Source organism: Clostridium tunisiense TJ (assembly GCF_000300195.1).
Classification (GTDB): domain Bacteria; phylum Bacillota; class Clostridia; order Clostridiales; family Clostridiaceae; genus Clostridium_J; species Clostridium_J tunisiense.
In genome coordinates this window covers 116373-142467 of the sequence record NZ_AMQH01000006.1, presented here as the reverse complement: position 1 = coordinate 142467, position 26095 = coordinate 116373, and the positions used below count along the sequence as shown (strand labels likewise).

The window sequence follows — 26095 nt, the reverse complement described above, 5'->3', positions numbered from 1 at the left end:
AGACCGGATTGGAGGAATAAGGTTTGAATAATAATTTGGATGAAAAAAATGTAAATAGTTCTGAAGTTAACATGGATAATGTTACTGAAGAAACTCTAAATGCATCAGAAGAACTTAAAGAGGATTCTACTGAAACGGTAGAAGAGGCTGAAATAAATGAGGATTTAGAGTTTGAAAATCTATCCGAGGAGGATAATGAGTTGATTAAGTTTAAATCATTAAAAGAAGAAAATAAAAAACTTCAAGAGGAATTAGACTCTTTAAAGGATAGATTACTTAGAACTGTAGCTGAATATGACAACTACAGAAAAAGAAGTATTAAAGAAAAAGAAAACATTTATACAGATGCCTGTGAAGATGTTTTAAAGGATATGCTACCAGTACTTGATAATCTTGAAAGAGCTTTAGTGGTAGATGGAAGTGCTGAAGATCTTAAAAAAGGAATAGAAATGACAGTAAAGCAATTCAACAACTCCCTTGAAAAACTTGGGGTAGAAGAAGTTGATGCAAGTGGTGAATTTGACCCAAATCTTCATAATGCAGTAATGCATGCTGAAGATGAAAATCTAGGTAAAAACCAAATTGCTGAAGTATTCCAAAAGGGATACAAAAAAGGAAGCAAAGTTTTAAGATATAGTATGGTAAAGGTTGTAAATTAACTTTAGGAGGTAAATTAATATGGGAAAAGTAATAGGAATTGACTTAGGAACAACTAACTCTTGTGTTGCTGTAATGGAAGGTGGAGATGTAGTAATCATACCTAACGCTGAAGGCGCTAGAACTACTCCATCAGTAGTATCTTTCTTAGCAAATGGTGAAAGACTAGTAGGTCAAGTAGCAAAAAGACAAGCAATTACAAATCCTGAAAAAACTATAATGTCAATAAAAAGACACATGGGAACAAACCACAAGGTAAATATAGATGGGAAAGAATATGGCCCACAAGAAATATCAGCAATGGTACTTCAAAAAATTAAAGCAGATGCAGAAGCATACCTTGGAGAAACAGTTACAGAAGCTGTTATCACAGTTCCTGCATACTTTAACGATAGCCAAAGACAAGCAACTAAAGACGCAGGAAGAATAGCCGGTCTTGAGGTTAAGAGAATAATCAACGAGCCAACAGCAGCATCACTTGCTTATGGTCTTGATAAAATGGATACAAACCAAAAAATATTTGTTTATGACTTAGGTGGAGGTACTTTTGACGTATCTATCCTAGAACTTGGTGATGGAGTATTCGAGGTTAAATCTACTAATGGAGATACAAAACTTGGTGGAGATGACTTTGACCAAAAAGTAATGGATTATATTGCTGATACTTTCAAAGCAGAAAATGGTATAGATTTAAGAAATGATAAAATGGCACTTCAAAGATTAAAAGAAGCTGCTGAAAAAGCTAAGATTGAATTATCATCTTCAATGCAAACAAACATTAACTTACCATTCATCACTGCTGATGCAACTGGTCCAAAACACATTGATTTAAACTTAACTAGAGCTAAATTTAATGAGTTAACTCATGATTTAGTACAAAGAACAATAGAGCCAATGAGAAAGGCACTACAAGATGCTGGTTACTCCATTGGTGAAATAGATAAAATTGTTTTAGTTGGAGGTTCTACAAGAATTCCAGCAGTACAAGAAGCAGTTAAAAACTTCACTGGAAAAGAACCATCAAAAGGAGTTAATCCAGACGAGTGCGTTGCAGCAGGAGCAGCAATCCAAGCTGGAGTATTAACTGGAGATGTTAAAGACGTATTATTATTAGACGTTACTCCATTAACTTTAGGTATTGAAACTATGGGAGGAATTGCAACTCCATTAATAGAAAGAAATACAACTATTCCAACTAAGAAAAGCCAAATCTTCTCAACAGCAGCAGATGGTCAAACTTCTGTTGAAATCAATGTTGTTCAAGGGGAAAGACAAATGGCTGCTGATAACAAAACTCTTGGAAGATTTACTCTTTCAGGAATTGCACCAGCTCCAAGAGGAATTCCACAAATTGAAGTTACTTTTGACATCGATGCTAACGGTATAGTAAAAGTTTCTGCTAAAGATAAAGGAACAGGAAAAGAAGCAAACATCACTATTACTGCTTCAACTAACCTAAGTGAAGATGAAATTCAAAAGGCTGTTAACGAGGCAGAGAGATTTGCTGATGAAGATAAGAAGAGAAAAGAATCTATAGAAACTAAAAACAATGCGGATCAACTTGTTTATCAAACAGAAAAAACTTTAACTGAACTTGGAGAAAAAGTTTCTGCTGAAGATAAAGCTAAGATAAATGATAAAGTTGAAGCGTTAAAGAAAATAAAAGATGGCGAAGATTTAGAAGCTATTAAAAAGGCTACTGAAGAATTAACTCAAGAATTCTATGCAGTATCTTCTAAGATATATCAAACTGAGGGTGCACAAGGTGGAGCAGAAGGTTTCGATCCAAACAATATGGGCGGAGCACAAGGCGCTACAAACAACGGACCTCAAGATGACAACGTAGTAGATGCTGATTTCAAAGTAGACTAATACAATCACAGCTTTGACGGTATGTGACTAGTAAACTTTTATCAGCACTAATAAGAAGGCTAAAGTCCCTAGAAACCTTAATTTTTAAGGAATAAACCTTGCTTATAACCTGATAAAGAAAATCTTGTGATTCATTAATTAACTAAACTAGTAAGGGTTAATCCCTTACTAGTTTAATTTGAGTATGGAGGCAGTTTTTGCCGAAACCATGAAAGTGTGATATAAACAGTTGAATTTATACCCAATATGTCTTATCATATAAAACAGAGAAAAATAGGTGGTGAGGAACAAATATGGCTAATAAAGATTACTATGAAGTGCTTGGGTTAGATAAAAATGCTAGTGAAGAGGACATAAAAAGGGCCTTTAAAAAGGCAGCCCTAAAATATCATCCAGATAGAAACCCAGATAATAAAGAAGCAGAAGAAAAATTTAAGGAAATTAATGAAGCGTATCAAGTTCTATCAGACTCTGAAAAAAGACAAAGATATGACCAGTACGGAACAGCAGACTTCAATGGGCAAGGTTTTGATGGTTTTGACTTTGGAGGAGGCTTCGGAGGCTTTGGAGGCTTTGGTGATATATTTAGCGATTTATTTGGTGGTGGAGGTTCAAGAAGCAAGAACGCTCCAAGAAAAGGTGCTGATTTAGAATATAACCTAAATTTAACCTTTGAAGAAGCAGTATTTGGCTGTGAGAGAGAAATATCTGTAACAAGAAGAGAAAAATGCGAAACTTGTTCTGGTACTGGAGCAAAACCAGGAACTTCAGCAAATACGTGTTCAAAATGTGGTGGAACTGGACAAATTAGAGTTACTAGAAGTACTCCATTAGGCACTATCGCTACACAAACAACCTGTGATGTGTGTGGAGGAAAAGGTAAAACTATAGATAGTCCATGCCAAACTTGTCGTGGTACAGGAAAAGAAAGAAAAACAAGAAAAGTAAGCATTAACATTCCAGCAGGAGTTGACACAGGAAATGTAATGCCTCTTAGAGGACAAGGAGAGGCAGGAGAAAATGGTGGACCTCCAGGAGATTTATATATAAATATAAGAGTGGCTCCACACAAGACCTTTAAACGTCAGGGTTTTGATATTCATATGGAAACACATGTAAGCTTTGCTAAGGCTACCCTTGGAACGGAAATTAAAGTTCCAACTGTAGATGGAGATGTAACTTATAAGGTTCCAGCAGGAACTCAGCCAGGAACTGTATTTAGATTAAAAGGCAAAGGGGTACCAAGAGTTAATTCTGCCGGTAGAGGAGACCATTATGTGAAAGTAATAGTGGATGTTCCTAAAGCAATAAATGATAAACAAAAAGAAGCTTTAAGAATGTTTATGGAAGCAAGTGGTGAACAGTTCGAAGGTTCTGAAGATCATAAAAAATCTTTTAAGGATTTGTTTAAAAAGTAAAACTTGTTGAGTTTAAAGTTAAGGCATTTTCAAATGCCTAAATAATAATGTTAGTTATAATAATATTAAATATTATTAAAGTTAGATAGTGCCTTAAACTTAGGGCACTATCTTTATTTATATATAGGTTGATTTAATTATTAATTAAATCTATAATAATAACTTGAATGAAAGTTACTAAAATACTTACATTATAGGGTGCAACTTAAGGAGACTTAATGGAAATTTAATTACCTATATAGGTTTCTACGATGAAATTTTAGCTTATTCACCTTTAAAAAACCTTAAGAAAACCAAGGTAGGAGTAATTTGCAAGTTAAGTCTTAATTTTGGTTCTATCTATATAGAAATTTTCTAATTGGAAAGGATAATAATATTATATAGATATTGAAATTAAGTTTACGCTTTGCAATTTAGATTTTAAGATTATCTAATGATTATTAAAATGTATTTTCATTACTGGAAGATATATATTGTAAATAAAACTTTAATATAAATGGAGGCAAATAAATGGATAAAAATTGGGTAGAGGTAACTGTAGTTACAAGTAGTGAAGCAACAGAAGCGGTGTCGGGATTCTTTTATAACACAGGAGTAAAAGGGGTTTCTATAGAAGATTCAGAAGATGTAGAATTTAAAAAGAGAAATCCTGGTGATTGGGATTACTTTGATGAAACTATTCTTAACATAAAAGAGGGCGCAGTAGTTAAGGGGTATTTTAAGGAAGATGAGAATTTCCCTGAGTATTTTCAGTATATAAAGGATAGTGTAGAGAAGTTACCTGAATTCGGATTTGCTAAAGGTGAAGGTATTGTTACGGTAACAAAGGTTAACGAGGAGCAATGGGAAAACAACTGGAAGAAATATTATAAACCAACTAAGGTTGGGGAGAAAATTGTTGTTAAGCCAATCTGGGAAACCTATGATGTGAAAGAAGAGGAACTAATTGTAGAATTAGATCCTGGTATGGCTTTTGGAACAGGTACTCATGAAACTACAAGAATGTGCATACAGGCCCTAGAAAAGCATGTTAAGCCAAATTCTACGGTATTTGATATAGGAACAGGGTCAGGAATTCTAGCTATTTCTGCTGCAAAGCTTGGAGCAGAGAAAGTAATAGGAGTAGACTTAGATCCAGTAGCTGTGGATTCTGCAAAGAATAACATATCCTTTAACAACTTAAACAATATTGAAATTCTTTATGGAGACTTAATGGAAGTAGTTGAAGGAAAAGCTGATATTGTAGTTGCTAACATCATTGCTGATGTAATAATGTTCTTAGCTGAGGGCGTAAAGGACTTTATAAAAGAAGGTGGATACTTTATAGCCTCAGGAATTATTTTAGAGAAGAGAAAAGCTGTAGTTGAAAAGCTAGAGAAGTGTGGCTTTGAAGTTATGGATGTAATGGAAGATGGGGAATGGGTTTGCATAATTTCTAGACTTTAATTACATTTTGGAAGAATAATTTAAATGCATTTCCAAATTCTCTATTTTAAATGGGTATGTTTATTATTTAAGATGTTTTTAGAGAGCTAACCTAATAAGAAGTATATAATAATCTTAATTTTAGCTCTTTAAAATTACAATAATCAATGAAAGAAGTTTCTGATATAATTGATACTTTATAAGGATAGGAGTATTACATCTATGCATAAGTTTTTTATATTAAAGGAAAATATCCATGGTGATAACTGCATCATTGAAGGGGAAGACGTTAAGCATATTTACAAGGTTTTGAGACTTGAAAGTGGAGATAAAATTAACATAAATGATGGAGAAGGTACTGAGTATCTAGGGGAAGTTCAGGACGTTAATAAAAAAGAAGTTAAGGTGAAGCTTTTAGAGAAGGTTGAACTTAACAATGAAAGCAATTTAAAGGTGCATCTTTACCAGGGAATGCCAAAGTCTGCAAAGATGGATTTAATTGTTCAAAAATGTACTGAACTTGGAATTTCTAAAATTACCCCAATAATCACTGAAAGAGTGGTTGTGAAAAGTGAGCTTTCAGAATTCAAAAAGGTGGATAGGTGGAATAGGATAGCTTTAGAAGCCTGCAAACAAAGCAAAAGGAGCTTGATTCCAATTATCAACACACCTATTGAGTTTGAGGAGTTACTTCAAGATTTAAAGGAATATGATTTAATTATAGTTCCTTATGAAAATGCACAGGGACAAGGGATAAGATACGTAGTTAATGAAGTTAGGAATAAGGAAATTAAAGATGTAGCTATAATAATAGGACCTGAGGGAGGCTTTGAGGAAAGTGAAATCCAAAGTTTTAAGGACCTAGGAGCTTATATAGTAACCTTAGGGCCAAGAATACTAAGAACAGAAACAGCGGGATTCACTGCACTAAGCCTTCTAATGTATGAATTAGGAGATTTAGGAGGAAATATATAATGAAAGTTGCTTTTGCTACATTAGGATGTAGAGTGAACGTATATGAATCAGAAGCTATGACTGAGAAATTTATAAAGGAAGGCTATGAAGTTGCAGCCTTTGATGAATTTTCAGATGTTTATGTAATAAATACTTGTACAGTTACTAACATGGGAGATAAAAAATCTCGTCAAATGATTAGTAGAGCAAGACGAAAAAATCCCGAGGCTATTGTAGCTGTAGTAGGATGTTATTCTCAAATTGCATCAGAGGAAATTTCGCAAATTCCGGGAGTAGATGTAGTTTTAGGAAGTAGAAACAAAGGGGACATAGTATACTGGGTTAATAGAGCAAGAGAAGAAAGAAAGCAAGTAGTAGAAGTTAGCGATGTGCTTAAAAATAAAGAGTTTGAAGAGTTATCTATTGAAGAGTATCAAGATAAGACAAGAGCCTTCTTAAAAATACAAGATGGCTGCAATAGATTTTGCTCTTATTGCTTAATTCCCTTTGCAAGAGGTGCAGTGTGTAGTAAGGACCCTGAGAAAATAATTGGTGAAGTAAAAGAACTTGCTAAGAATGGATTCAAGGAAATTATCTTATCAGGAGTACATACAGCTTCCTATGGAGTGGATTTAGAAGGAAATTGGTCCTTAGTTAAAGTTTTAGAAGAAATCCATGAAGTGGAAGGCATCGAGAGAATTAGAATAGGTTCTATAGATCCTACCTTCTTTTCTGAAGGGGTAATAGAAAAAATTGTAGGGCTTAAAAAGATGTGTCCACATTTCCATTTATCATTACAAAGTGGATGTGATGCTACGTTAAAAAGAATGAATAGGCACTATACTGCTGAGGATTATAAAGTTGTGGTTGAAAACCTAAGAAAACATATGCCAGATGTATCTATTACTACAGATATAATTGTAGGTTTTCCTGGAGAAACGGAAAAAGAATTTAATGAAACTTATAACTTCTTAAGTGATATTAAGTTATCTAAAATGCACGTTTTTAAGTATAGTCCAAGAAGTGGAACTAAAGCTGCAGAAATGGAGTTTCAGGTAGATGGAAATATTAAAGAACAAAGAAGCAATAAGCTTATAGAACTTAACAGCAAAAATGAAAAAGAGTATATGGAAAAGTTTTTAAATAGAAAATTGGATGTACTTTACGAGGAACAGGCAAAGGGAAGAGAAAATTATTATATTGGGTACACTCCAAACTATATTAAGGTTATGACTCCTAGTGCTGAAGTAGATTTGAAAGGCAAAATAATACCTACAAAGCTTATAGCTGTAGAAAGTGAAAATATGATTGGTGAAATTTAAAATACATTTTTACCTTGGAAGTATATCTCTAAAGTTTATTTGTTCAAGCAGCAGGAAAAAATTTCTTTTTGTAGAATAATATTGTAAATTATTGAAAAAATAAGTAGGATGGAGGTGAATGATGAATATGTGCATTTTTTGTAAGATAATTAACAACGAAATACCCTGCACAAAAGTTTATGAAGATGATAAAATATTAGCTTTTAGGGATATTAATCCAGCAGCACCAGTGCATGTGCTTATAATTCCTAAAAAACATATCACCTCTGTTAATGAGATTAATGAAGATAACGCAGAAGTGGTAGGTCATATATTTGCTATAGCAGCAAAACTAGCTAAAGAATTAGGTGTAGATAGCAATGGTTATAGGGTTGTTACAAATGTCGGCACCCAGGGAGGGCAAACCGTAGAACACTTACATTTCCACCTATTAGGTGGAAGAAATTTAGGGTGGCCACCAGGTTAAGAAATTCTTGACAATATGATATACCGACTGTATAATTGATACTGTGCTATTTAGGCCCCGCATTGGCTACTTTTAATTTAAATTAGAATTGAGCTAGCGGAGGGAGGGATATAAATGTCAGAAATTAAGGTTGGAGAAAACGAATCACTAGAGAACGCATTAAGAAGATTTAAGAAGAAATGTGCTAGAGCTGGTGTTCTTTCAGAAGTAAGAAAGAGAGAACATTACGAGAAACCAAGTGTTAAGAGAAAGAAAAAATCAGAAGCTGCAAGAAAGAGAAAATTCAAATAGAATTTTTGAAAGAAGGTTGAATAATGTCATCCCTTAAGGAGAGATTACAACAGGACTGGAAAGATGCTCTTAAGCAAAAAGAAAAGTTTAAGGCAAGTGTAATTAGTATGGCTAAAGCTGCTATTCTAATGGCTGAAAAAGCCGACGGTTCAAGTCTTAATGATGATCAAATTATTGAGGTTTTAGCTAAGGAAGTCAAGCAAAGGCGAGATGCCATGCAAGAGTTTGAAAAAGGAAATAGGCAAGATTTAGTTGATAGTGCTGTTGCAGAAATTGAAATCTTGTTAGAATACCTTCCTAAGCAGTTAACTGAAGATGAAGTTCGACAAATTGTTGTTGAGTCAGCGGAAAAACTGGGCGCTAATAGCATGAAAGATATGGGAAAAATTATGTCTGACATTAGACCGAAAGTAAATGGTCGTGCAGATGGAAAAATAGTAAGCCAAATAGTTAAAGAATATTTGAATAAATAAGGAACTCAGAGTATCTGAGTTCCTTTGTTTTTGTTTTTAAATTTAGTAACCTAAGTATATCTTTGTAATACTTAGATAAATATACTTTTTAAATCTTATTAGTAGCTTTTACATAATTGAAGACTATTTTTGCAGGCTAGAGTTAGGTCCTTAGTTTTAGAATACCTTTGAAAGAAATTAATTTAACTTCTACTTTTATTTCAGTAATTTATCTTATAACCTTATCATAAAATTTAAGAGAGTAATTATAGTGTTACAGTATTAGGATGAGGTGATAAGTTTGAGTGATAAATTGAGAAAAGTAAAGGAAACAGTGATAGGCAAGCTAGATCTTCCTAGAGAGATGGTTTTGGACTTGCCTAAGGTTACCATAATATCAAATAGTGAAATTTCCATAGAGAATCACAAAGGCGTTATATTTTTTGGGGAAAGTCAAATTAAAATTAGGACTTCAATAGGAATAGTTAATATTTCAGGGGAGAATTTTGAAATCATCTTTGTAGGAGGAAGTACAATAGCTTTAAGCGGTAGATTTAAGTCTGTTGTATTTGATGATAATGAGTAGTTTAACTAGATACAGAAAAAGTTATATAACAGTAGAAGTTCAAACCTTAAACCCTGAAAAAATATTAAATTATTTATGGAAGCATGAAGTTCAAATAAAGAACATAAAAAAGAATAATGTGGCATCAATGACGCTAGAAATAAGACTTTGTGATTATAAAATATTAGAAGAGATAGTGAGAAAGACCCATAGTAAAATTAAAATAGAGAAAAGAAGGGGAGTTACATTTTTATTATTAAAACTAAGGGGAAGAAAAGTCCTTCTAGGGGGAGTACTAGTATTCTTTGGTATATTATATTATTTAAGTAGTTTTATATGGAAAATAGAAATAGTAACAAAACATCACTTAACACCTTTAGAACTTAGAATGTTAGTTAAGAACTATGGTATAACTCCAGGAATTAAAAAATCAACCTTGAATGTTGAGGACCTTGAAGATAATATTGTTAAAGATACAGATGAAGTTATGTGGGTTAAAGCAAGAATTGAAGGGTCAAAGCTATCTATAGAAGTTGTAGAAAGACAGGCACCTCCTAAGATAAAGGAGCAACAGTTAACAGGGAATATAGTTGCTAAGATGGATGGAGTTATAGAGAGGGTATATACCACATCAGGGACCGCAGTTACAGAACCAGGTAAGATAGTTAAAAAAGGGGATTTGTTAGTAAAGGGAGAACAAGGGAAAGAAGGCAAGGTTTATACAATAAAGGCGGAAGGTAAGGTCTATGCTAGAACTTTTTATGAGGAAACTGCTGAATTGCCCATGACCACTGTTGAAGAGGTGAGAACAGGTAAGATTTTAAAAAATTACTATGTGACCTTTAAGGATAAAAAATATTATCTTAAAAATTCATTAAATAACTTTGAATTTTATGATAAAATAGAAAACAATAGGGGAATAATTAACAGTGATGTTTATTATGAGGTAAATCAAAATGAGAAACCAACAGATCCTGAGGTTTTAGCAAAGGAATTAGAAAACAAAATAAGATTAAACCTAGATAAATCAGTAAAGATTATTGAAGTAACCCCTAAAATTGAAAAGTTACAAGATAAGTATTTGATTAAAGTATTAATCATTGCTGAAGAAGATATTGGAGTGGATGAAGTGGTGTCCAATCAGTAATTATCCAAAAAGAAAAGGTGATAATAATGGGTTACACAAATTTAAGAAAAATAAATCTTCCGAAAACCAAACCGTATATGATATTTCTTGTTACTATACTTTTAGTCTATTTTACTTTAAGTTCTTCTCTCATAATCACAAGATATGATTTAGCTGTAGGAGATATTGCTAAGGTAGACATTAGAGCACCCAAGGATATAGAAGACGAAATAACTACTCAAAAGAATATAGAACAGGCTTTGAAGCATGTTCAAGATATGTATAGCTATGATGCCAATGTAAAAAAGAATGCCATACAAAATATAGAGGGTTTATTTAACACGGTTAAAAAGGTTAACAAAGAAATACAGCCAAATGCTGCAAATGGTGAGGAAGGTTCTTCAGAAAAGCTTCAAGAAGAAAGAAGTAAGAGTTTGAGAGAACAAAGCCCTATTGGAAATCTTTCTCTAGAAAACTATAACATATTAGTTAGCTTAGAGGATAAACAACTAGATAGCTTAAGTAAATTTCTCACAGAAACTATAGGTAAGCTCTTTGACACTACTGTAATTTATGAAAATAAACCACAAGATATGGCGGTGGCACAAGGGGTGATAACCACAACCTTTAATAATTCAGCCTATTCTAAAAGTATTAAAGATTTGGGTATGGCTATTGGATATACTCAGGTAAAGCCTAATTACTTTATCGATCATGAAAAGACTGAGGAGCTAAGACAAGAAGCTAGTAAAGGGGTTAAGCCAGTAGTGATTAAAAAGGATCAGACTATTGTAAGTGAAGGAGAGCCAATTACACAGGCCCAAGTTGATATACTAAAAAAGCTAGGACTGTTAAACCAAGACAGAACCTTCAGTTTTTCTCTTCATATAAGTTTAATTGCAATGGTTGTAGGCGTAGTAGGACTTCAATGGATATATCTTAAAGGGAAAAATAAAAGTGTTTATGTAGACCAAAGCAAGTTAATCTTAATCAATTTTTTAACTTTATTAACTGTGGTTTTTGGGAGAACCTTAGGGATAATCTCTCCCTATATAATTCCGTTTTCATGTATGCCAATATTATTGAGTGTTCTTATAGAAGATAAAGTATCAATAGTTATAAGTACATTAAATGTAATATTCATAGCCTTTTTAGGTAAATTTTCTATAGATATTACTTTAATTGCTTTAATAAATGTGATAACAGTGCCAATAATTTTGAAAAAAGTCCAACAAAGAAATGATATAATATACTCTGCCCTTTTTATGGCAATTGTAAATATAGTATTCACGGCAATAATAGGATATTTTCTAAGTAGCAATATGCTAGATATAGCAAAGAAATCTTTAACAACAGGGATATCAGCTCTTGTTTCAGGGATCTTAGCTATTGGAATTTTACCTTTTTTAGAAAATATATTTGATTTAGTAACAAACATAAAACTTTTAGAGTTATCAAACCCTAACCATCCCCTAATGAAGAGATTACTGCTTGAGGCTCCAGGAACCTACCATCACTCAGTTTTAGTAGCTAATCTTGCAGAAATGGCGGCGGAGAGCATTGGAGCAAATGCTGTGTTAGCAAGGGTTTCAGCCTATTATCATGATGTAGGGAAGCTAGAGAGACCTTATTACTTTAAAGAAAATCAAGTAGGCATAGATAACCCTCATGATAAAATTGAACCAGCTTTAAGCTCATCTATAATCCTTTCTCATGTGGTGGATGGGGTTAGGTTAGGAAAAAAATATGGATTGCCACAAGCTATAGTTGATATAGTTGGACAACACCATGGAGATTCTTTAGTAAAGTATTTTTATATTACAATGAAAAATAATAGTGAAAATCCAGAGGAAGTTAGGGAAGAAGATTATAAGTATAAAGGACCAGCTCCCACAACTAGAGAGGGAGCCATTGTGATGCTTGCTGATAGTGTTGAAGCAGCAGTTAGGTCTATTCAAGGACCAACTAAAGAAAAAATTGAAACTATGGTTGATAACATAATAAAGGGAAGACTAGAAGAAAATCAACTTTCAAACTCAGAGTTGACCTTTAGAGATATTAAAAATATTAGAGAAGCTTTTTTAAAGGTTTTATCTGGAATATACCATGAAAGAATTGAATACCCAAAGGAAAAGGGCATAGAGCAAAAGAAGGAGTAGGAAAATGATCTATTTAGATAACAGACAAGATAAAATAGAGGTAAATAAGGAACTAGAAGAAACTATTATGGAGATTGTCCAGTATACTTTAAAGGAAGAAGAAGTTCATATTCCTTGTGAAATTAGTGTTATCTTTGTTGATAATGATGAAATAAGAGAAATAAATAATGATATGAGACATATAGACAAGGTGACAGATGTGTTGTCCTTTCCTATGCTAGAATATGAAGAACATAAGGTTTTCAAGGATTTGTATCTAGACTACAACTTTAGTCCTGCTGACTTAAATGAAGGAAACTTAGTTCTAGGAGATATGGCTCTTTCTTTAGAGAGGGCATTAGAACAAAGCGTTGACTATGGACATTCTTTTTTTAGAGAAGTTTGCTATCTTGTAGTTCATTCTATTCTTCATCTTTTAGGTTATGACCACATGGAAGAAGAAGATAAAGTGGTTATGAGAAAAAGAGAAGAGGAAATATTGAATAGATTTAATATTAATAGATAAAATAATCATAAGTGTTTGACATGGTGAAAAGCACCATGTCAACTTTGTTTAAGGTGGTTTTGTAATGAAGGTCAAAAAGCTTGTTGATAGTTTTAACTATGCTATCGAGGGAATAATATATTCTATTAGAACTCAAAGAAATATGAGAATTCACATGGCAGTAGCACTTTTGGTACTTACTGCATGCTTCTTTTACGATTTAAGTAAGATAGAATTACTAATAATAACTATAACTATTACCATGGTAATTATGGCCGAGATGATAAATACAGCAGTAGAATGTGCTATTGACGCCACTACAAACTATTATCACCCTTTAGCTAAAATTGCAAAAAATGTGGCGGCGGGTGCAGTATTAATTACAGCAATAAATGCAGTATTAGTAGCATACATCATATTTTATGATAGAGTACTACCCTTTTCTATCATAATGATGTCTAAGATTAAAAACTCTAGCCCCCATATGATATTCCTTATGCTAGTGGTGGTAAGTATTGTTACTGTAGTAGTTAAAGCCATATACGATGAAGGAACACCTCTAAAGGGTGGGATGCCAAGTGGTCATAGTGCTATAGCATTTTCTGTAGCAACTACAATAACTTTGTTAACCAATGAACCTCTAGTGATGATTCTTTCCTATCTGCTAGCAGCTATCGTAGCACAAAGTAGGGTAGATTCAGAAGTGCACTCTATTTTAGAGGTTATATTTGGAGCAGCCTTTGGATCACTGCTTACCCTATTACTTTATCAGTTTTTAGGTTAGTTTAGGAGTCTATGGTTATAACTTATTTTGTATAGGGCTAAAAGTCTTAAAGGAACCAGATACATTTATATAAAAGTTAGATTTTAATTTAGTTTTCTATAGGTTTGCAGCATGAAAAATTTATATTTTTAAAGAAAATTAAACATTGAATTTATTGCCTGTAGTGGTATAATTTATGTACCATAAGCTTGTAAAATGGGAATTAAATAAAATATATGTAAGATTGTTAAAAAACAAGAAGAATAATGATGCAGAAGTATTAGCGAAACTCATAGATTGATTGTTGGAGGGAATTATTGTGGAGGAAAGAAATTTAGTGAAATTAGCTATAGAGGCAAGAGAAAAAGCCTATGTACCATATTCAAAGTTTCCAGTAGGAGCTGCTGTTGAAATGGAAGATGGAACAGTATTTACTGGCTGTAACATTGAAAATGCATCCTTTGGTGCTACAAATTGTGGAGAAAGAACAGCTATTTTTAAAGCTGTATCAGAAGGTCATAGAGTTATAAAAAGAATTGCAGTGGTAGGAGATATGACTACTTTTACTACACCTTGTGGCATATGCAGACAAGTAATTGCAGAATTTGCAAGCAAGGATATAGAAATAATACTAATTAAAAATGAAGAAGAATATGTAAAGAAAACTTTAGAAGAAATATTGCCAGGTGCATTTACTAAAGAAGACTTATTTAAATAAGGAGGAATTATGTTCAAATCAGGATTCGTAACAATTATTGGAAGACCAAATGTAGGAAAATCTACCTTGATAAATCATATAATGGGGGAGAAATTATCTATAGTTTCAAGTAGACCACAAACCACAAGAAACAACATACAAACTATCCATACTACTAAAGAACATCAGATAGTGTTTGTGGACACTCCAGGAATGCATAAACCTAGACATAAGCTAGGAGAATACATGGTTAAGGTTGCAAAGGATTCAGTTAATGAAGTAGATGTAGTACTATTTTTAACTACTCCTGAGGAAGAGGTTAATGCTGGAGATATGCATATATTAGAACAATTAAAAGAGTGTAATGTACCAGTGTTTTTATTAGTTAATAAAATTGATGAGAACCCAGAGAATAGAATTGCAAAAACTTTGGTGAATTATTCAGAGGTATTTAGCTTTAAAGAGATAATACCTATGGCTGCAATTAATGGTAAAAATGTAGATAAAGTAACTGATCTTATAGAAAAATACTTACCTGAGGGACCAATGTATTATCCAGAAGATATGATTACTGATCAACAGGAGAGATTTATAATTACAGAAACCATAAGAGAAAAGGCTTTAAGACTTTTATCCCAAGAAGTACCTCATGGTATTGCTGTGGAAATAATTCATATGAAAAAAGATGAAAAAGGCAGATATAATATAGAAGCAAACCTATTATGTGAAAAAGATTCTCATAAGGGAATAATAATAGGAAAAAATGGTGCTATGATGAAGAAAATTTCCACCTATGCACGTCAGGACTTAGAAAAATTCTTAAATACTCCTGTAACCCTAAAACTTTGGGTGAAAGTTAAAAAGGACTGGAGAGACAGCCAATTTATGCTTAAAGAGCTTGGATATAAATAATCCTAAACAACGTAGGGGTTGATTAATTGAGTACTATAAAAACAAGAGCAGTAGTTATAAAAACTCAAGATTACAAAGAACATGATAGATTAGTTTGGCTCTTTAGTGAGGACTTAGGAAAAATCTCTGTACTTGCAAAAGGAGCTAAAAAGAGCAAGAATAAAGGGTTTTCTATAACTTTACCCTTTTGTTTTGGTGAATATGTGGTTTATAAGGGCAGGAGTCTTTACACTTTAAATGAAGGAAGAATTATTGAATCCTTTCAGGATATATTAAATGATTATGAAACCTTAACATATGGTTCCTACTTTAACGAGCTTATAGACATAGCTTGTGGAGAGGAAAATTATTTAAGTCTTTTTAAGGATCTTGTAAGTTCTTTTTACCTATTGAAAAGTAAAGCTGTAGATTTAGAATTACTAGCTAGAACCTTTGAACTGAAGCTTTTAAAGGCTACAGGGTATGGACTCCATCTAGAAAATTGTGCTATTTGTGATAAAAAAATTAGTTGCTCTGATTTTATATCCTTGCAATTTTATGGTGCAGTTTGTGGGGAGTGTGAAAAAGTTCATGGAACACATGTGTCAAAGGGCACATATAATGTGTTAAAGTTTTTAAATTCCGTGGATACAGATAAAATATCTAGACTTTCTGTTAATGAGGCTACAAAAAAGGACATATATAAAATTATTACAAACTTTATATTTTTAAATTATCCAAGAAAACCTAAGAGCTTAGCTATGCTAGATTATTTTAACATAATACCTGAAGTCAGTGCGGATAAAGAATAAAGGAGGAATTGTTATGAGTGAAATTACCTTAGAGAAAATTGATATCATAAGAAGTAGAACTAACTTAAGTTACAGCGAAGCAAAAGAAATCCTTGAAAAATGCAATGGTGATGTGGTGGATGCATTGGTTTATCATGAAAAGATGAAAGAGGAAACCAAAGAAGAAAAATCCTTCATGAATGATGTATCAATGACAGTGGATGAATTTATTGCTTACATGAAAGACTTAGTTAAAAAAGGGAATGTTACAAGAATTAAAATTAAAAAAGAAGATAAAACTCTTGTAGATATTCCAGTTAATGCAGGTATTGCAATAGGTCTTGTGGCACTATTACAACCAATACTATTAATGGTTGGAGCAGCTGCAGCTATAATCACTAAGATTCAAGTTGAAATAACAAAAGAAGATGGTACAGTTGAAGTAGTAAACAAAATCATAAAGTCAGTATTTAATGAAACTAAGGAAAAGGCTAATGAAGCTGCCCAAGATATTAAGGATAAGTTTAATAGTCATAATAGTGAAAAGGAAAAGAATGCTGATGATGAAGTAAATTCTTTTACCTACACTGTAAAATTTGAAGAAGATATTGCAAAACCTGAAGAAAATACTGAGCATAAAGAAAGTTAGCAGAAATGCTAACTTTTTATTATGAAGAATAAAGTTATAGAAAGTTAAATTTTGTATTATAACCAATTGCAGATTTTAACATAAGCAATACAACCTTACATAGGTCTTTTATGGCTTTTATATAGGCTTATAAGGTGAATATCTGTTTTACTCATGATGAACTTCATTCATCACCAAAAACCTTAAGGGTACCAAGATAGTAATAATGTGCAAGTTAAGTATTGACTTTAGTTTGCTACATAACTAAACAATTGAATAAACTAATTTAGTTATGTAGCAAATATATAAGTTGAGCAGTAGTTCTATATTACTTAATAAATTAAAAGCAACTTATACGAAAGAAAATGTAAAAGTAGGTTTATTATTAGTGAAGTTTCTTTATTGTATTCTATATATAAGTTTAATAAAAATTATTTTATTACGTACAAAAAAATACATTAAAAAACTCCATTGATACCTTCATTTCTATGAAAATGTTTTCATTTAGTGAGGTTTTGCAAGATAAAATGTATAAAATTTATATTATTTAACAAAAATAAGAGATAGCTAAGATTTTTCATTAAAAAATCTTAATATTTCATGGTTAATTTAAGAAAAACATTGAAAAATTGTATTACTTGTTATAATATCATGGTATAATAGAAACTATGGAAAATATGTCAACTTATCTATCTTCATATAACTTATGTAAATCTGCTTTAGTTCATATTGAAAGGCGGCGAAATATATTAAACTCTCAGCAAGACAAGAAGAAATAATTAAATTAGTAAAAGAAAATCAACCTATAACTAGTGAAGCATTAGCGGCAAAGTTAGGGTTAACTCGTTCCGCCCTAAGACCTGATCTTGCAATACTGACAATGAGTGGATACCTAGAAGCAAGACCAAAGGTTGGATACATATTTGGGAAAAAACCATCAGAACAAATAAGTAAGTCTTGTTTCACAAACATAAAAGTTAAAGATGTTATGTCGAAACCTACTGTAGTATCAGAAGAAACTACAGTTTATCAGTCAATTTTAAATCTTTTCTTAAATGATGCTGGTACACTGTTTGTAGAAAACAATGGCAATCTAGTGGGGGCAGTTTCAAGAAAAGATTTTATTAAGATGGTAATGGGAACAGTTGATATACACAGGGTACCAGTTGGCATAATAATGACTAGAATGCCAAATATAGTTTATGTATATGAAGATGAATCAGTTTTAGATGCGGCAAAAAAGATAATAGAGCGACAAGTTGATAGTTTGCCAGTAGTACAAAAGGTAGTAGAACAAAATAAAGAAGTGTTTAAAATAGTAGGAAAAGTTTCAAAGACTACAATAACACAATTATTCGTTACGATGGGTGAAGATGAGTAGGAGTTTATAACTCTCTATTTATTAAACTATAGATATTAAATTTAAGGGGTGTATACCATGGAAAACAAAAAGTACGTTTACCTTTTTAGTGAAGGTGACGCTTCAATGAAGAATTTACTTGGTGGTAAGGGTGCAAACCTTGCTGACATGACAAGCATAGGAATTCCAGTTCCACAGGGATTCACAGTAACTACAGAAGCTTGTAACAAATATTATGATGATAACAGAACAATAGCTCCAGAAATCGTTGAGCAAATTCATGCTAAAATGGCTGAATTAGAAAACATTTCAGGAAAGAAATTTGGAAGTTTAGAAAATCCATTACTAGTATCAGTTAGATCTGGAGCAAGAGCTTCAATGCCTGGTATGATGGATACAATATTAAACCTTGGATTAAATGATAATACTGTAGAAGTTATGGCTAATAAAACTGGAAACCCAAGATTTGCTTATGACTCTTACAGAAGATTTATTCAAATGTTTGCTGACGTTGTTATGGAAGTTGAGAAAAAACACTTTGAAGAAATCATGGATGAAATGAAAGAAGCTAAAGGTGTTAAACTTGACACTGAATTAGATGCTAACGACTTAAAAGAGTTAGTTAAAAAATTCAAAGCTTTCTACAAAAATGCTAAGGGAGAAGAATTCCCAAGCGATCCAAAAGAGCAATTAATAGCTTCTATAACTGCTGTATTCAGATCTTGGAACAACCCAAGAGCTATCGTTTATAGAAGAATGAATGATATTCCAGGAAGCTGGGGAACAGCTGTTAACGTTCAAGAGATGGTATTCGGAAACAAAGGAGAAACTTCTGGTACAGGAGTTGCATTCTCAAGAAACCCATCTACTGGAGAAAAGAAAATATTTGCTGAGTACTTAATGAATGCTCAAGGTGAGGACGTTGTTGCAGGTATCAGAACTCCACAACCAATAGAGCAATTAGAAAAAGAAAATGCAGAAGTTTACAAACAATTCATGGATATAGTAAATACATTAGAAAATCACTACAGAGACATGCAAGACATGGAGTTCACTATAGAAGAAGGAAAACTTTACTTCCTACAAACTAGAAATGGTAAGAGAACTGCTCAAGCTGCTCTTAAAATAGCTGTTGATCTAGTTGAAGAAGGAATGTTAACTAAAGAAGAAGCAATTCTTAAAGTTGAACCAAAACAATTAGATACATTATTACATCCTAACTTTGATGCTACAGACATGAAAAATGCTGCAGTAATAGCAAAGGGTCTTCCAGCATCTCCAGGAGCTGCTTGTGGTAAAGTTTACTTTACAGCTGAAGAGTCAAAAGTTGCTCATGAAAAAGGAGAAAAAGTTGTTTTAGTAAGACTTGAAACTTCACCAGAAGACATCGAGGGTATGATTGCATCTGAAGGTATATTAACAGTTAGAGGTGGAATGACTTCTCACGCAGCTGTTGTTGCTAGGGGAATGGGAACTTGCTGTGTAGCTGGTTGCGGAGATATTAAAGTTAACGAAGAAGCTAAAACTTTTGAAGTTGGCGGAGTTGTTTACCATGAGGGAGATTACATATCTATCGATGGAAGCACAGGAAACGTATATGCAGGACAAATTAAAACAGTTGAGCCAGAAATAAGCGGATACTTTGGAACATTCATGGCTTGGGCTGATGAAATAAGAAGCTTAAAAGTTAGAACAAATGCTGATACTCCAAGAGATACAGCTCAAGCTGTTAAATACGGAGCTGAAGGTATAGGTCTTTGCAGAACAGAGCATATGTTCTTTGAAGCTGATAGAATTATGGCAATCAGACAAATGATCGTTGCTAAAGATGAGACTTCAAGAAGAACAGCATTAGAAAAATTATTACCAATGCAAAGACAAGACTTCATAGGAATCTATGAAGAGTTAGTTGATAGACCAGCTACTATAAGATTCTTAGATCCACCACTACATGAGTTCTTACCACATGTAGATGAGGAAATCAAAGAATTAGCTGTAGAATTAGGAATAACTTTTGAAGAGTTAAAAGCTACAGTTGACTCATTACATGAGTTCAACCCAATGATGGGACATAGAGGATGTAGATTAGCTGTTTCTTACCCAGAAATTGCTGAAATGCAAACAAGAGCAGTTATAGAAGCTGCTATAGATGTTAAAACAAGAAAAGGTTATGACATAGTTCCAGAAATAATGATTCCATTAGTTGGAGAAGTTAAAGAGCTTAAGTATGTTAAAGATATAGTAACAAGAACTGCTGATGCTATAATAGCTGAAAGAGGAATAGAGCTTAAGTACATGGTTGGTACAATGATAGAAATCCCAAGAGCTGCATTAACAGCTGATGAGATTGCTAAAGAAGCAGAATTCTTCTCATTTGGTACTAATGACTTAACTCAAATGACTTTCGGATTCTCAAGAGATGATGCTGGTAACTTCTTAAAGCATTACTATGACAAAGGAATCTACGAGTCAGATCCATTCCAAAGATTAGACCAAACTGGTGTAGGTAAACTTGTTGAAATGTCTGTAAAACTTGGAAAGCAAACTAGAGAAGATATTAAACTTGGAATATGTGGAGAGCACGGTGGAGACCCATCATCAGTTGAGTTCTGCCATAACATAGGATTAAACTATGTATCATGCTCACCATTCAGAGTTCCAGTTGCAAGACTTGCTGCTGCTCAAGCAGAAGTTAAAAACCCAAGAAAATAGTAACATTCATATAATAGATGTTGTTAATTTCTAAGTTTATTCACAAGGTGAGTTTAAATTCACTTATTGAAGACTTAAGGTTTTAAGCACAAGAATAAGGAGTTGGCTTTAAATAGTCAACTCCTATATTTTTATATGCTATTTATAGAGTTTCACCAAATTTAAACTCGATGTACTCTGTAAACTTGCGAACAAAATTAAGTTGGTCTTCATGTTGAGCTACAACTTTTTCAATTAAAGATATAAAGGCTTTTTTATTACATTTTGAAATATTTGCAAAGTAATCTCTAGAGATTTTCCAGTATTTCTGAGGAAAGGCTAAATAAGATAAAATATACTTGTAATCGTCTATGGTTAGCTGATTGTGTTTTTCATATTCATTTAAGAAAGTTATAGTTAATTCCACATTCCACTTTGTTCCATCACGTCTTAGAAGTCTTCTTAAACAATAGGAAATATCAAGAGCACAGAAGTCGTATTTACATTTATCAAAATCTATAACCCAAATGTCATTTTTATCTACAATAATATTTTTACTAACATAATCATTATGACATAGAGATTTTGATAAGTTATCAAGGTTTATAGAGCTAGAAATATTATTAGAAGTTTTAGCTAATAAAAGACTTGTTTCAATGTTGTCCAAAAAAATTCTAGAAAATTTGTCGTTATGTTTAAAAGCTAAATTTGAATAGGTCATTAAATTATTATAATGTTTATTTAAAGAATTATGAGGGTTAGTGCAACCAATTTTCTCTGAACTACCTAGGATTGGTTTGAAATTTTGAGACACTTTATGAATTTTACCAAGGTTGCCGCTAGTTAGAAGTACATGTTTTATAGAATCAAAATCGCATTTGTCACCATCAATCCAAGGAGTTAAAATGAAAAGCATATTTTCATAATTAACATATCTACTGTGATTTAAGGTGGATAAAATTCTAGGGACTTTTACTCCATACCTATATAACCATTCTACAGCTGAGTAGACAAATAAAAGTTCTTCTAGGGGGAAATAAACTTTTTTAAGGCAGTATTCTTTATCCTTATAAGATACCCTATATACTGCTCTTTGCTTGTCAGTATCCTTTAATTTCACTTGAGAAACCTCAGCATTATGTAAACCATAATAGGGTAACACGTATTTTTTTACATTTTTTTCAGATAATAATTCTATATTGTTTTTATTTTTAGCAATACTAGTCATAACAACACCCCTTAAAAAATATTTTCAGTACTAGAATATTATTTCTACATTAAAAAAAGCACCCTAAAGATAAATAAGGAACATTCATTCATAAATTCACTAGGATAACTATTATAAATTAATAAAAGATATGCTTAATAAAATCACTAGAATATTAAGCTTAATCATATTAAGTTATGAATAAGTTCATTTTGTGGAGCTACTTTGAAAGTAGATCTGAACCGCCACAAAAGTAGTTTACCTAGACTGAGCAACTGCTACTTAGAGAAGATGACAAACTTGAAGCTTCCAAAATGGTGTTAAAGAGCTAACTCAGAATGATAAAAATTAAGCTTAAATTTTTTAAAAACTAGTTAATCATAATAATATTATTTATAATACAAGTATATTATTAAAGTAGTAACAAATATTACATATTTAAGTAAGAATATATATAAGTTCCAATATTATTTATATATAAGGTCTAATTAACTTTCTACATCCAAGAAGTTGTCAAATATAGATGACTCTAAAGGTTATAATGTAGTTTATTTATTAGAACATATATACACTGTAAGATAATTTTGATCAACTTATATAAAAGAGAATGCTGAATAGAATTAGATATATTTAAGTAGTATCTTTATTGCATTTTGTATATATTAAAAAAATATATATAGTTTTATGGAGGAGTTTTTGTGAATATTAGAGAAAGAATAGAAAGTGTTGAGAAAAACACATTAATACCAGAGGCAGCATATTCATTTTATTCAAAAGGAAGAAAAGTCGAAGAAAATAAAGATGATATAAGAACTTGTTATATGGTAGATAGAGATAGAATAATACATTGCAAATCCTTTAGAAGACTTAAGATGAAAACTCAAGTTTATATTAAAACTTGGAATGATCATTATAGAACAAGACTTACCCATACTCTAGAGGTTGCTCAAATTGCAAGAACTATAGGTAGAGGCATAGGTCTTAATGAAGATTTAATAGAAGCTATTGCCCTAGGACATGACATTGGACATGTAGCTTTTGCACATAATGGAGAAGAGGTTTTAAATGAATTGTTACCACAAGGCTTCAAGCACAATGAACATAGTGTTAGAGTATTAACTAGAATTGAGAAAAACGGTAAAGGGTTGAATCTCACTGGGGAAGTATTAGATGGCATTTTATATCATAGTGGATTTTCAACCACAGCTAAAAGATCCTACACTTTAGAAGGGCAGATAGTAAAGTATAGTGATAAGATTGCTTATGTTAACCACGATATAGATGATTCTATAAGAGCTGGACTTTTAAGTGAAAGGGAAATACCAGCAGAATATATAAGTTCTCTTGGAAAAACTCATGGAGATAGAATTGATACTCTAGTGAAAGACTGTATATATAACACAATTGCCAATATAAAAAACTATAACCCTTCAGTTTCCTTATCTAGTGAAGTAGAAAAGTCATTAAGTGGTCTTAGGAATTTTATGTTTAAAAATGTATATAACGGGGATATTTTAAAAGTGGAAAGAGATAAGGCGAAATTTGTTCTAACTCATGTGTATAAGTATTTTTATAATCACCCAGAGAAACTTCCAAAGTTTTATGGAGAAATTGCAAAGGAAGAAGGATTATCCCAAGGTGTTGGAGATTACATTGCTGGAATGAGTGATGAATTTTGCTTAAGTTTATTTGATGATATATATTTACCAAGATAAATAATGGCCATTAGTAAGGCTCATTTGTATAGATTTTGATTATAAGGTTTTGAAAAAAATGTTATCTTATAGATGGTTTAAGGGAATATTAATAGAAAAGTTGTTGCATTGTAAGCTTATTAGTAACTAAAGGCATGCATATTTATTAAAAAACATATATTATTTATTAAAAATTTAATTTTTTGAAGGAAAACGACACTTTGTACAGAATATAATAATAGCAATTACTACAAAAAAATAAAAAAAGTTCAAACAAAAGAAGGAATATAAGACTTTTTGTCGAAATTGAAAAGGTATGGACTTTATAGGCAGGTGAAATCGTTAAGTGTTTTCAGAAGAAGTCATACAAAAGGTAAAAGAACAAAATGACATAATAGATGTGGTTTCAGATGTAGTGAGATTAAAACATACAGGAAGAAACTATATCGGCGTGTGTCCTTTTCATCATGAAAAAACACCTTCCTTTACTGTATCAAGAGATAAACAAATTTACAAATGTTTTGGATGCGGAGAGGCTGGAAATGTCATAAGTTTTGTTATGAAAACAAAGAATGTAACCTTCCCAGAAGCTGTAAAAGTTCTTGCTGAAAGAATAGGAATTGACATTGAGGAAAATAACGACAAAAAAATAGAGCGAGCTAAATTTGACAAAATGTACAATATAAATGTAGAAGCAGCAAGGTTCTTTTATAATAACTTAAGGAAAGATGAAAAGGCCTATTCATATTTTAAAAATAGAGGTATTAATGATTCAACTTTAAAGAAGTTCGGAATTGGCTTTGCCTTTGATGGTTGGCATAACCTTAGAAATTATTTAAAAGCCAAGGGTGTTAAAGAGGAAGAATTGCTTAATTTAGGACTTGTGGTAAAAAGTCCTAAGGGGTCAATATACGATAGATTCAGGAATAGGGTGATTTTCCCTGTTTTTGATTATAACGGTAAGGTTATTGGTTTTGGAGGGAGAGTCTTAGATGACTCTAAACCTAAATATTTAAATTCACCAGAAACCCCGTTATTTAGAAAAGGAATACACCTCTATGGATTAAATTTTGCAATTAAGACTAATATGGATAGAACAGTAATAATAGTAGAAGGCTATATGGACTGTATATCCCTTCATCAACACGGAATAACTAATGTGGTAGCAACCTTAGGAACTGCTTTAACAGAATATCAAGCTAAGCTTTTAAAAAGATATGTGGATAAGGTAATAATTTCCTTTGATGCAGACGTTGCAGGGCAAAATGCAACTTTAAGAGGACTTGAAATCTTGAAAAAGGAGAACTTTGATATAAAGGTATTACAAGTGCCACAAGGTAAGGATCCTGATGAGTATATTAAAGCTAATGGAAAAGAAGCTTTTTTAAAGCTTGTAAATAATGCACTACCTCTTATTGATTATAGACTAAAAAAAGCAGAAGATGGAATAAATTTCTTGAATAAAGAAATGATAATAAAATACGTGAACAACGTAGCAAATATACTTGCAACACTTCAACCTATTGAAAGAGAAGTGTATGTAAAACAAGTTGCTCAAAAAGCTGGAGTAAGTGAAGAGTCTATTTTGGAGACAATAAGAGAGATTAACAAAAAAACTTCAAAAAACGAAGAAAAAACTAATATTAATGTAGATTTTGGGCAAAAATTATATTTAGAGCCTGCTTATGTGAAAGGTGAAAGAACCCTTTTGAAGCTTATGCTCAAGGATAAGGAATTTTTAAAGATTATTACAAACTTAATAAATAGAGAAGACTTTATTGTAGAAAGTCATAGAACGATTTATGACTTAATAGTAAATTATCATCACTTGCCTGATGATGAAAGAAATTCTAAAATCGATACAAAATGTGCAGAGAATAGTGAATGCACAAAAGAATGGATAAATATACAAGAACTCCAAGTTAAATTAGGCGAATACGATGTGGAGAGAATGATTCATGATTGTATCAGAGAGATTAAAAAATTTAAGTTAGAGGAGTCGAAGAAAGAGATTATGAGCAAAATTAGGATATGTGAGTCCAAAGGGTTAGTAGAGGAATCTATGGATTTGGCGCAACAACTGATAACTATACAAAAGGAAATAAGTAACGTATAAACCTTAGAAAGGAGGTAATGTGATGAAAGACGGAAAAGACATAAAAGACATAAAAGACATAAAGGA

At 32.1% G+C, this 26095-nt stretch carries 23 protein-coding genes; 22 read left to right on the top strand and 1 reads right to left on the bottom strand.

Translation table 11 applies throughout. The annotated features are described in order from the left end of the window. Window positions 1–23 precede the first annotated feature (23 nt). From grpE to ppdK, 20 genes are all read left to right on the top strand, one after another. Entirely contained in the window at window positions 24–659 is a 636-nt protein-coding gene (gene grpE / locus C661_RS0106105) for a nucleotide exchange factor GrpE (RefSeq protein ID WP_017414430.1), read from the top strand. A 19-nt stretch (window positions 660–678) separates the two neighbouring features. Further along, a complete protein-coding gene (gene dnaK, locus C661_RS0106100) occupies window positions 679–2529 on the top strand; it encodes a molecular chaperone DnaK (RefSeq protein WP_017414429.1) in 1851 nt (616 codons plus the stop codon). 293 nt (window positions 2530–2822) lie between these two features. Then, entirely contained in the window at window positions 2823–3947 is a 1125-nt protein-coding gene (gene dnaJ, locus C661_RS0106095; RefSeq protein ID WP_017414428.1) for a molecular chaperone DnaJ, read from the top strand. Window positions 3948–4457: 510 nt separating this feature from the next. Beyond that, window positions 4458–5393, top strand: a complete 936-nt coding sequence (prmA, locus tag C661_RS0106090; protein ID WP_017414427.1) for a 50S ribosomal protein L11 methyltransferase — start codon at window positions 4458–4460, stop codon at window positions 5391–5393. Window positions 5394–5594: 201 nt separating this feature from the next. Next, a complete protein-coding gene (locus C661_RS0106085; RefSeq protein ID WP_017414426.1) occupies window positions 5595–6347 on the top strand; it encodes a 16S rRNA (uracil(1498)-N(3))-methyltransferase in 753 nt (250 codons plus the stop codon). Next, window positions 6347–7648 (top strand): tRNA (N(6)-L-threonylcarbamoyladenosine(37)-C(2))-methylthiotransferase MtaB, encoded by a 1302-nt coding sequence (gene mtaB / locus C661_RS0106080; RefSeq protein ID WP_017414425.1) that lies wholly within the window; start codon window positions 6347–6349, stop codon window positions 7646–7648. Before C661_RS0106085 ends, mtaB begins: the two co-directional genes overlap by 1 nt. 121 nt (window positions 7649–7769) lie before the next feature. Then, on the top strand, window positions 7770–8114 hold the full coding sequence (locus tag C661_RS0106075; protein ID WP_017414424.1) for a histidine triad nucleotide-binding protein: 345 nt from the start codon (window positions 7770–7772) through the stop codon (window positions 8112–8114). Between the two features lie 114 nt (window positions 8115–8228). Beyond that, the gene (gene rpsU, locus C661_RS0106070) at window positions 8229–8405 is read left to right on the top strand and encodes a 30S ribosomal protein S21 (RefSeq protein WP_010292600.1); all 177 of its coding nucleotides are present in this window, start codon (window positions 8229–8231) and stop codon (window positions 8403–8405) included. A gap of 23 nt (window positions 8406–8428) precedes the next feature. Then, complete coding sequence (locus C661_RS0106065) at window positions 8429–8878, top strand: GatB/YqeY domain-containing protein (RefSeq protein WP_017414423.1); 450 nt, start codon at window positions 8429–8431, stop codon at window positions 8876–8878. A gap of 280 nt (window positions 8879–9158) precedes the next feature. Continuing rightward, entirely contained in the window at window positions 9159–9443 is a 285-nt protein-coding gene (gene yqfC, locus C661_RS0106060) for a sporulation protein YqfC (protein WP_017414422.1), read from the top strand. Then, window positions 9436–10569 carry a sporulation protein YqfD gene (gene yqfD / locus C661_RS0106055; RefSeq protein WP_242825979.1) on the top strand — a complete coding sequence of 378 codons (1134 nt, stop codon included), beginning with the start codon at window positions 9436–9438 and terminating at the stop codon, window positions 10567–10569. The genes yqfC and yqfD overlap by 8 nt, the downstream gene beginning before the upstream one ends. Window positions 10570–10595: 26 nt before the next feature. Continuing rightward, entirely contained in the window at window positions 10596–12707 is a 2112-nt protein-coding gene (locus tag C661_RS0106050) for an HD family phosphohydrolase (RefSeq protein WP_017414420.1), read from the top strand. Window positions 12708–12711: 4 nt separating this feature from the next. Beyond that, a complete protein-coding gene (gene ybeY, locus C661_RS0106045; RefSeq protein ID WP_017414419.1) occupies window positions 12712–13212 on the top strand; it encodes an rRNA maturation RNase YbeY in 501 nt (166 codons plus the stop codon). A gap of 64 nt (window positions 13213–13276) precedes the next feature. Further along, complete coding sequence (locus C661_RS0106040) at window positions 13277–13975, top strand: diacylglycerol kinase (protein ID WP_017414418.1); 699 nt, start codon at window positions 13277–13279, stop codon at window positions 13973–13975. A gap of 298 nt (window positions 13976–14273) precedes the next feature. Further along, entirely contained in the window at window positions 14274–14672 is a 399-nt protein-coding gene (locus C661_RS0106030) for a cytidine deaminase (RefSeq protein WP_017414416.1), read from the top strand. A 9-nt stretch (window positions 14673–14681) separates the two neighbouring features. Beyond that, the gene (gene era / locus C661_RS0106025; RefSeq protein WP_017414415.1) at window positions 14682–15563 is read left to right on the top strand and encodes a GTPase Era; all 882 of its coding nucleotides are present in this window, start codon (window positions 14682–14684) and stop codon (window positions 15561–15563) included. A 26-nt stretch (window positions 15564–15589) separates the two neighbouring features. Further along, complete coding sequence (gene recO, locus C661_RS0106020; protein WP_017414414.1) at window positions 15590–16354, top strand: DNA repair protein RecO; 765 nt, start codon at window positions 15590–15592, stop codon at window positions 16352–16354. A gap of 13 nt (window positions 16355–16367) precedes the next feature. Next, window positions 16368–16982 (top strand): DUF4342 domain-containing protein, encoded by a 615-nt coding sequence (locus C661_RS0106015; protein ID WP_017414413.1) that lies wholly within the window; start codon window positions 16368–16370, stop codon window positions 16980–16982. Window positions 16983–17709: 727 nt separating this feature from the next. After that, on the top strand, window positions 17710–18342 hold the full coding sequence (gene ccpN / locus C661_RS0106010; protein WP_026050961.1) for a transcriptional regulator CcpN: 633 nt from the start codon (window positions 17710–17712) through the stop codon (window positions 18340–18342). Between the two features lie 57 nt (window positions 18343–18399). Then, complete coding sequence (gene ppdK, locus C661_RS0106005) at window positions 18400–21033, top strand: pyruvate, phosphate dikinase (RefSeq protein ID WP_017414411.1); 2634 nt, start codon at window positions 18400–18402, stop codon at window positions 21031–21033. Between the two features lie 142 nt (window positions 21034–21175). Here the strand turns inward: ppdK and C661_RS0106000 are convergent, their stop codons facing one another. Continuing rightward, a complete protein-coding gene (locus tag C661_RS0106000; protein WP_017414410.1) occupies window positions 21176–22240 on the bottom strand; it encodes a CotS family spore coat protein in 1065 nt (354 codons plus the stop codon). A 677-nt stretch (window positions 22241–22917) separates the two neighbouring features. Between C661_RS0106000 and C661_RS0105995 the strand changes: the two genes are divergently transcribed. Together C661_RS0105995 and dnaG are read left to right on the top strand one after the other, a co-directional pair. After that, on the top strand, window positions 22918–23934 hold the full coding sequence (locus tag C661_RS0105995; RefSeq protein WP_017414409.1) for a deoxyguanosinetriphosphate triphosphohydrolase: 1017 nt from the start codon (window positions 22918–22920) through the stop codon (window positions 23932–23934). Window positions 23935–24259: 325 nt separating this feature from the next. Beyond that, complete coding sequence (gene dnaG, locus C661_RS0105990) at window positions 24260–26029, top strand: DNA primase (protein ID WP_017414408.1); 1770 nt, start codon at window positions 24260–24262, stop codon at window positions 26027–26029. Window positions 26030–26095: the final 66 nt, after the last annotated feature.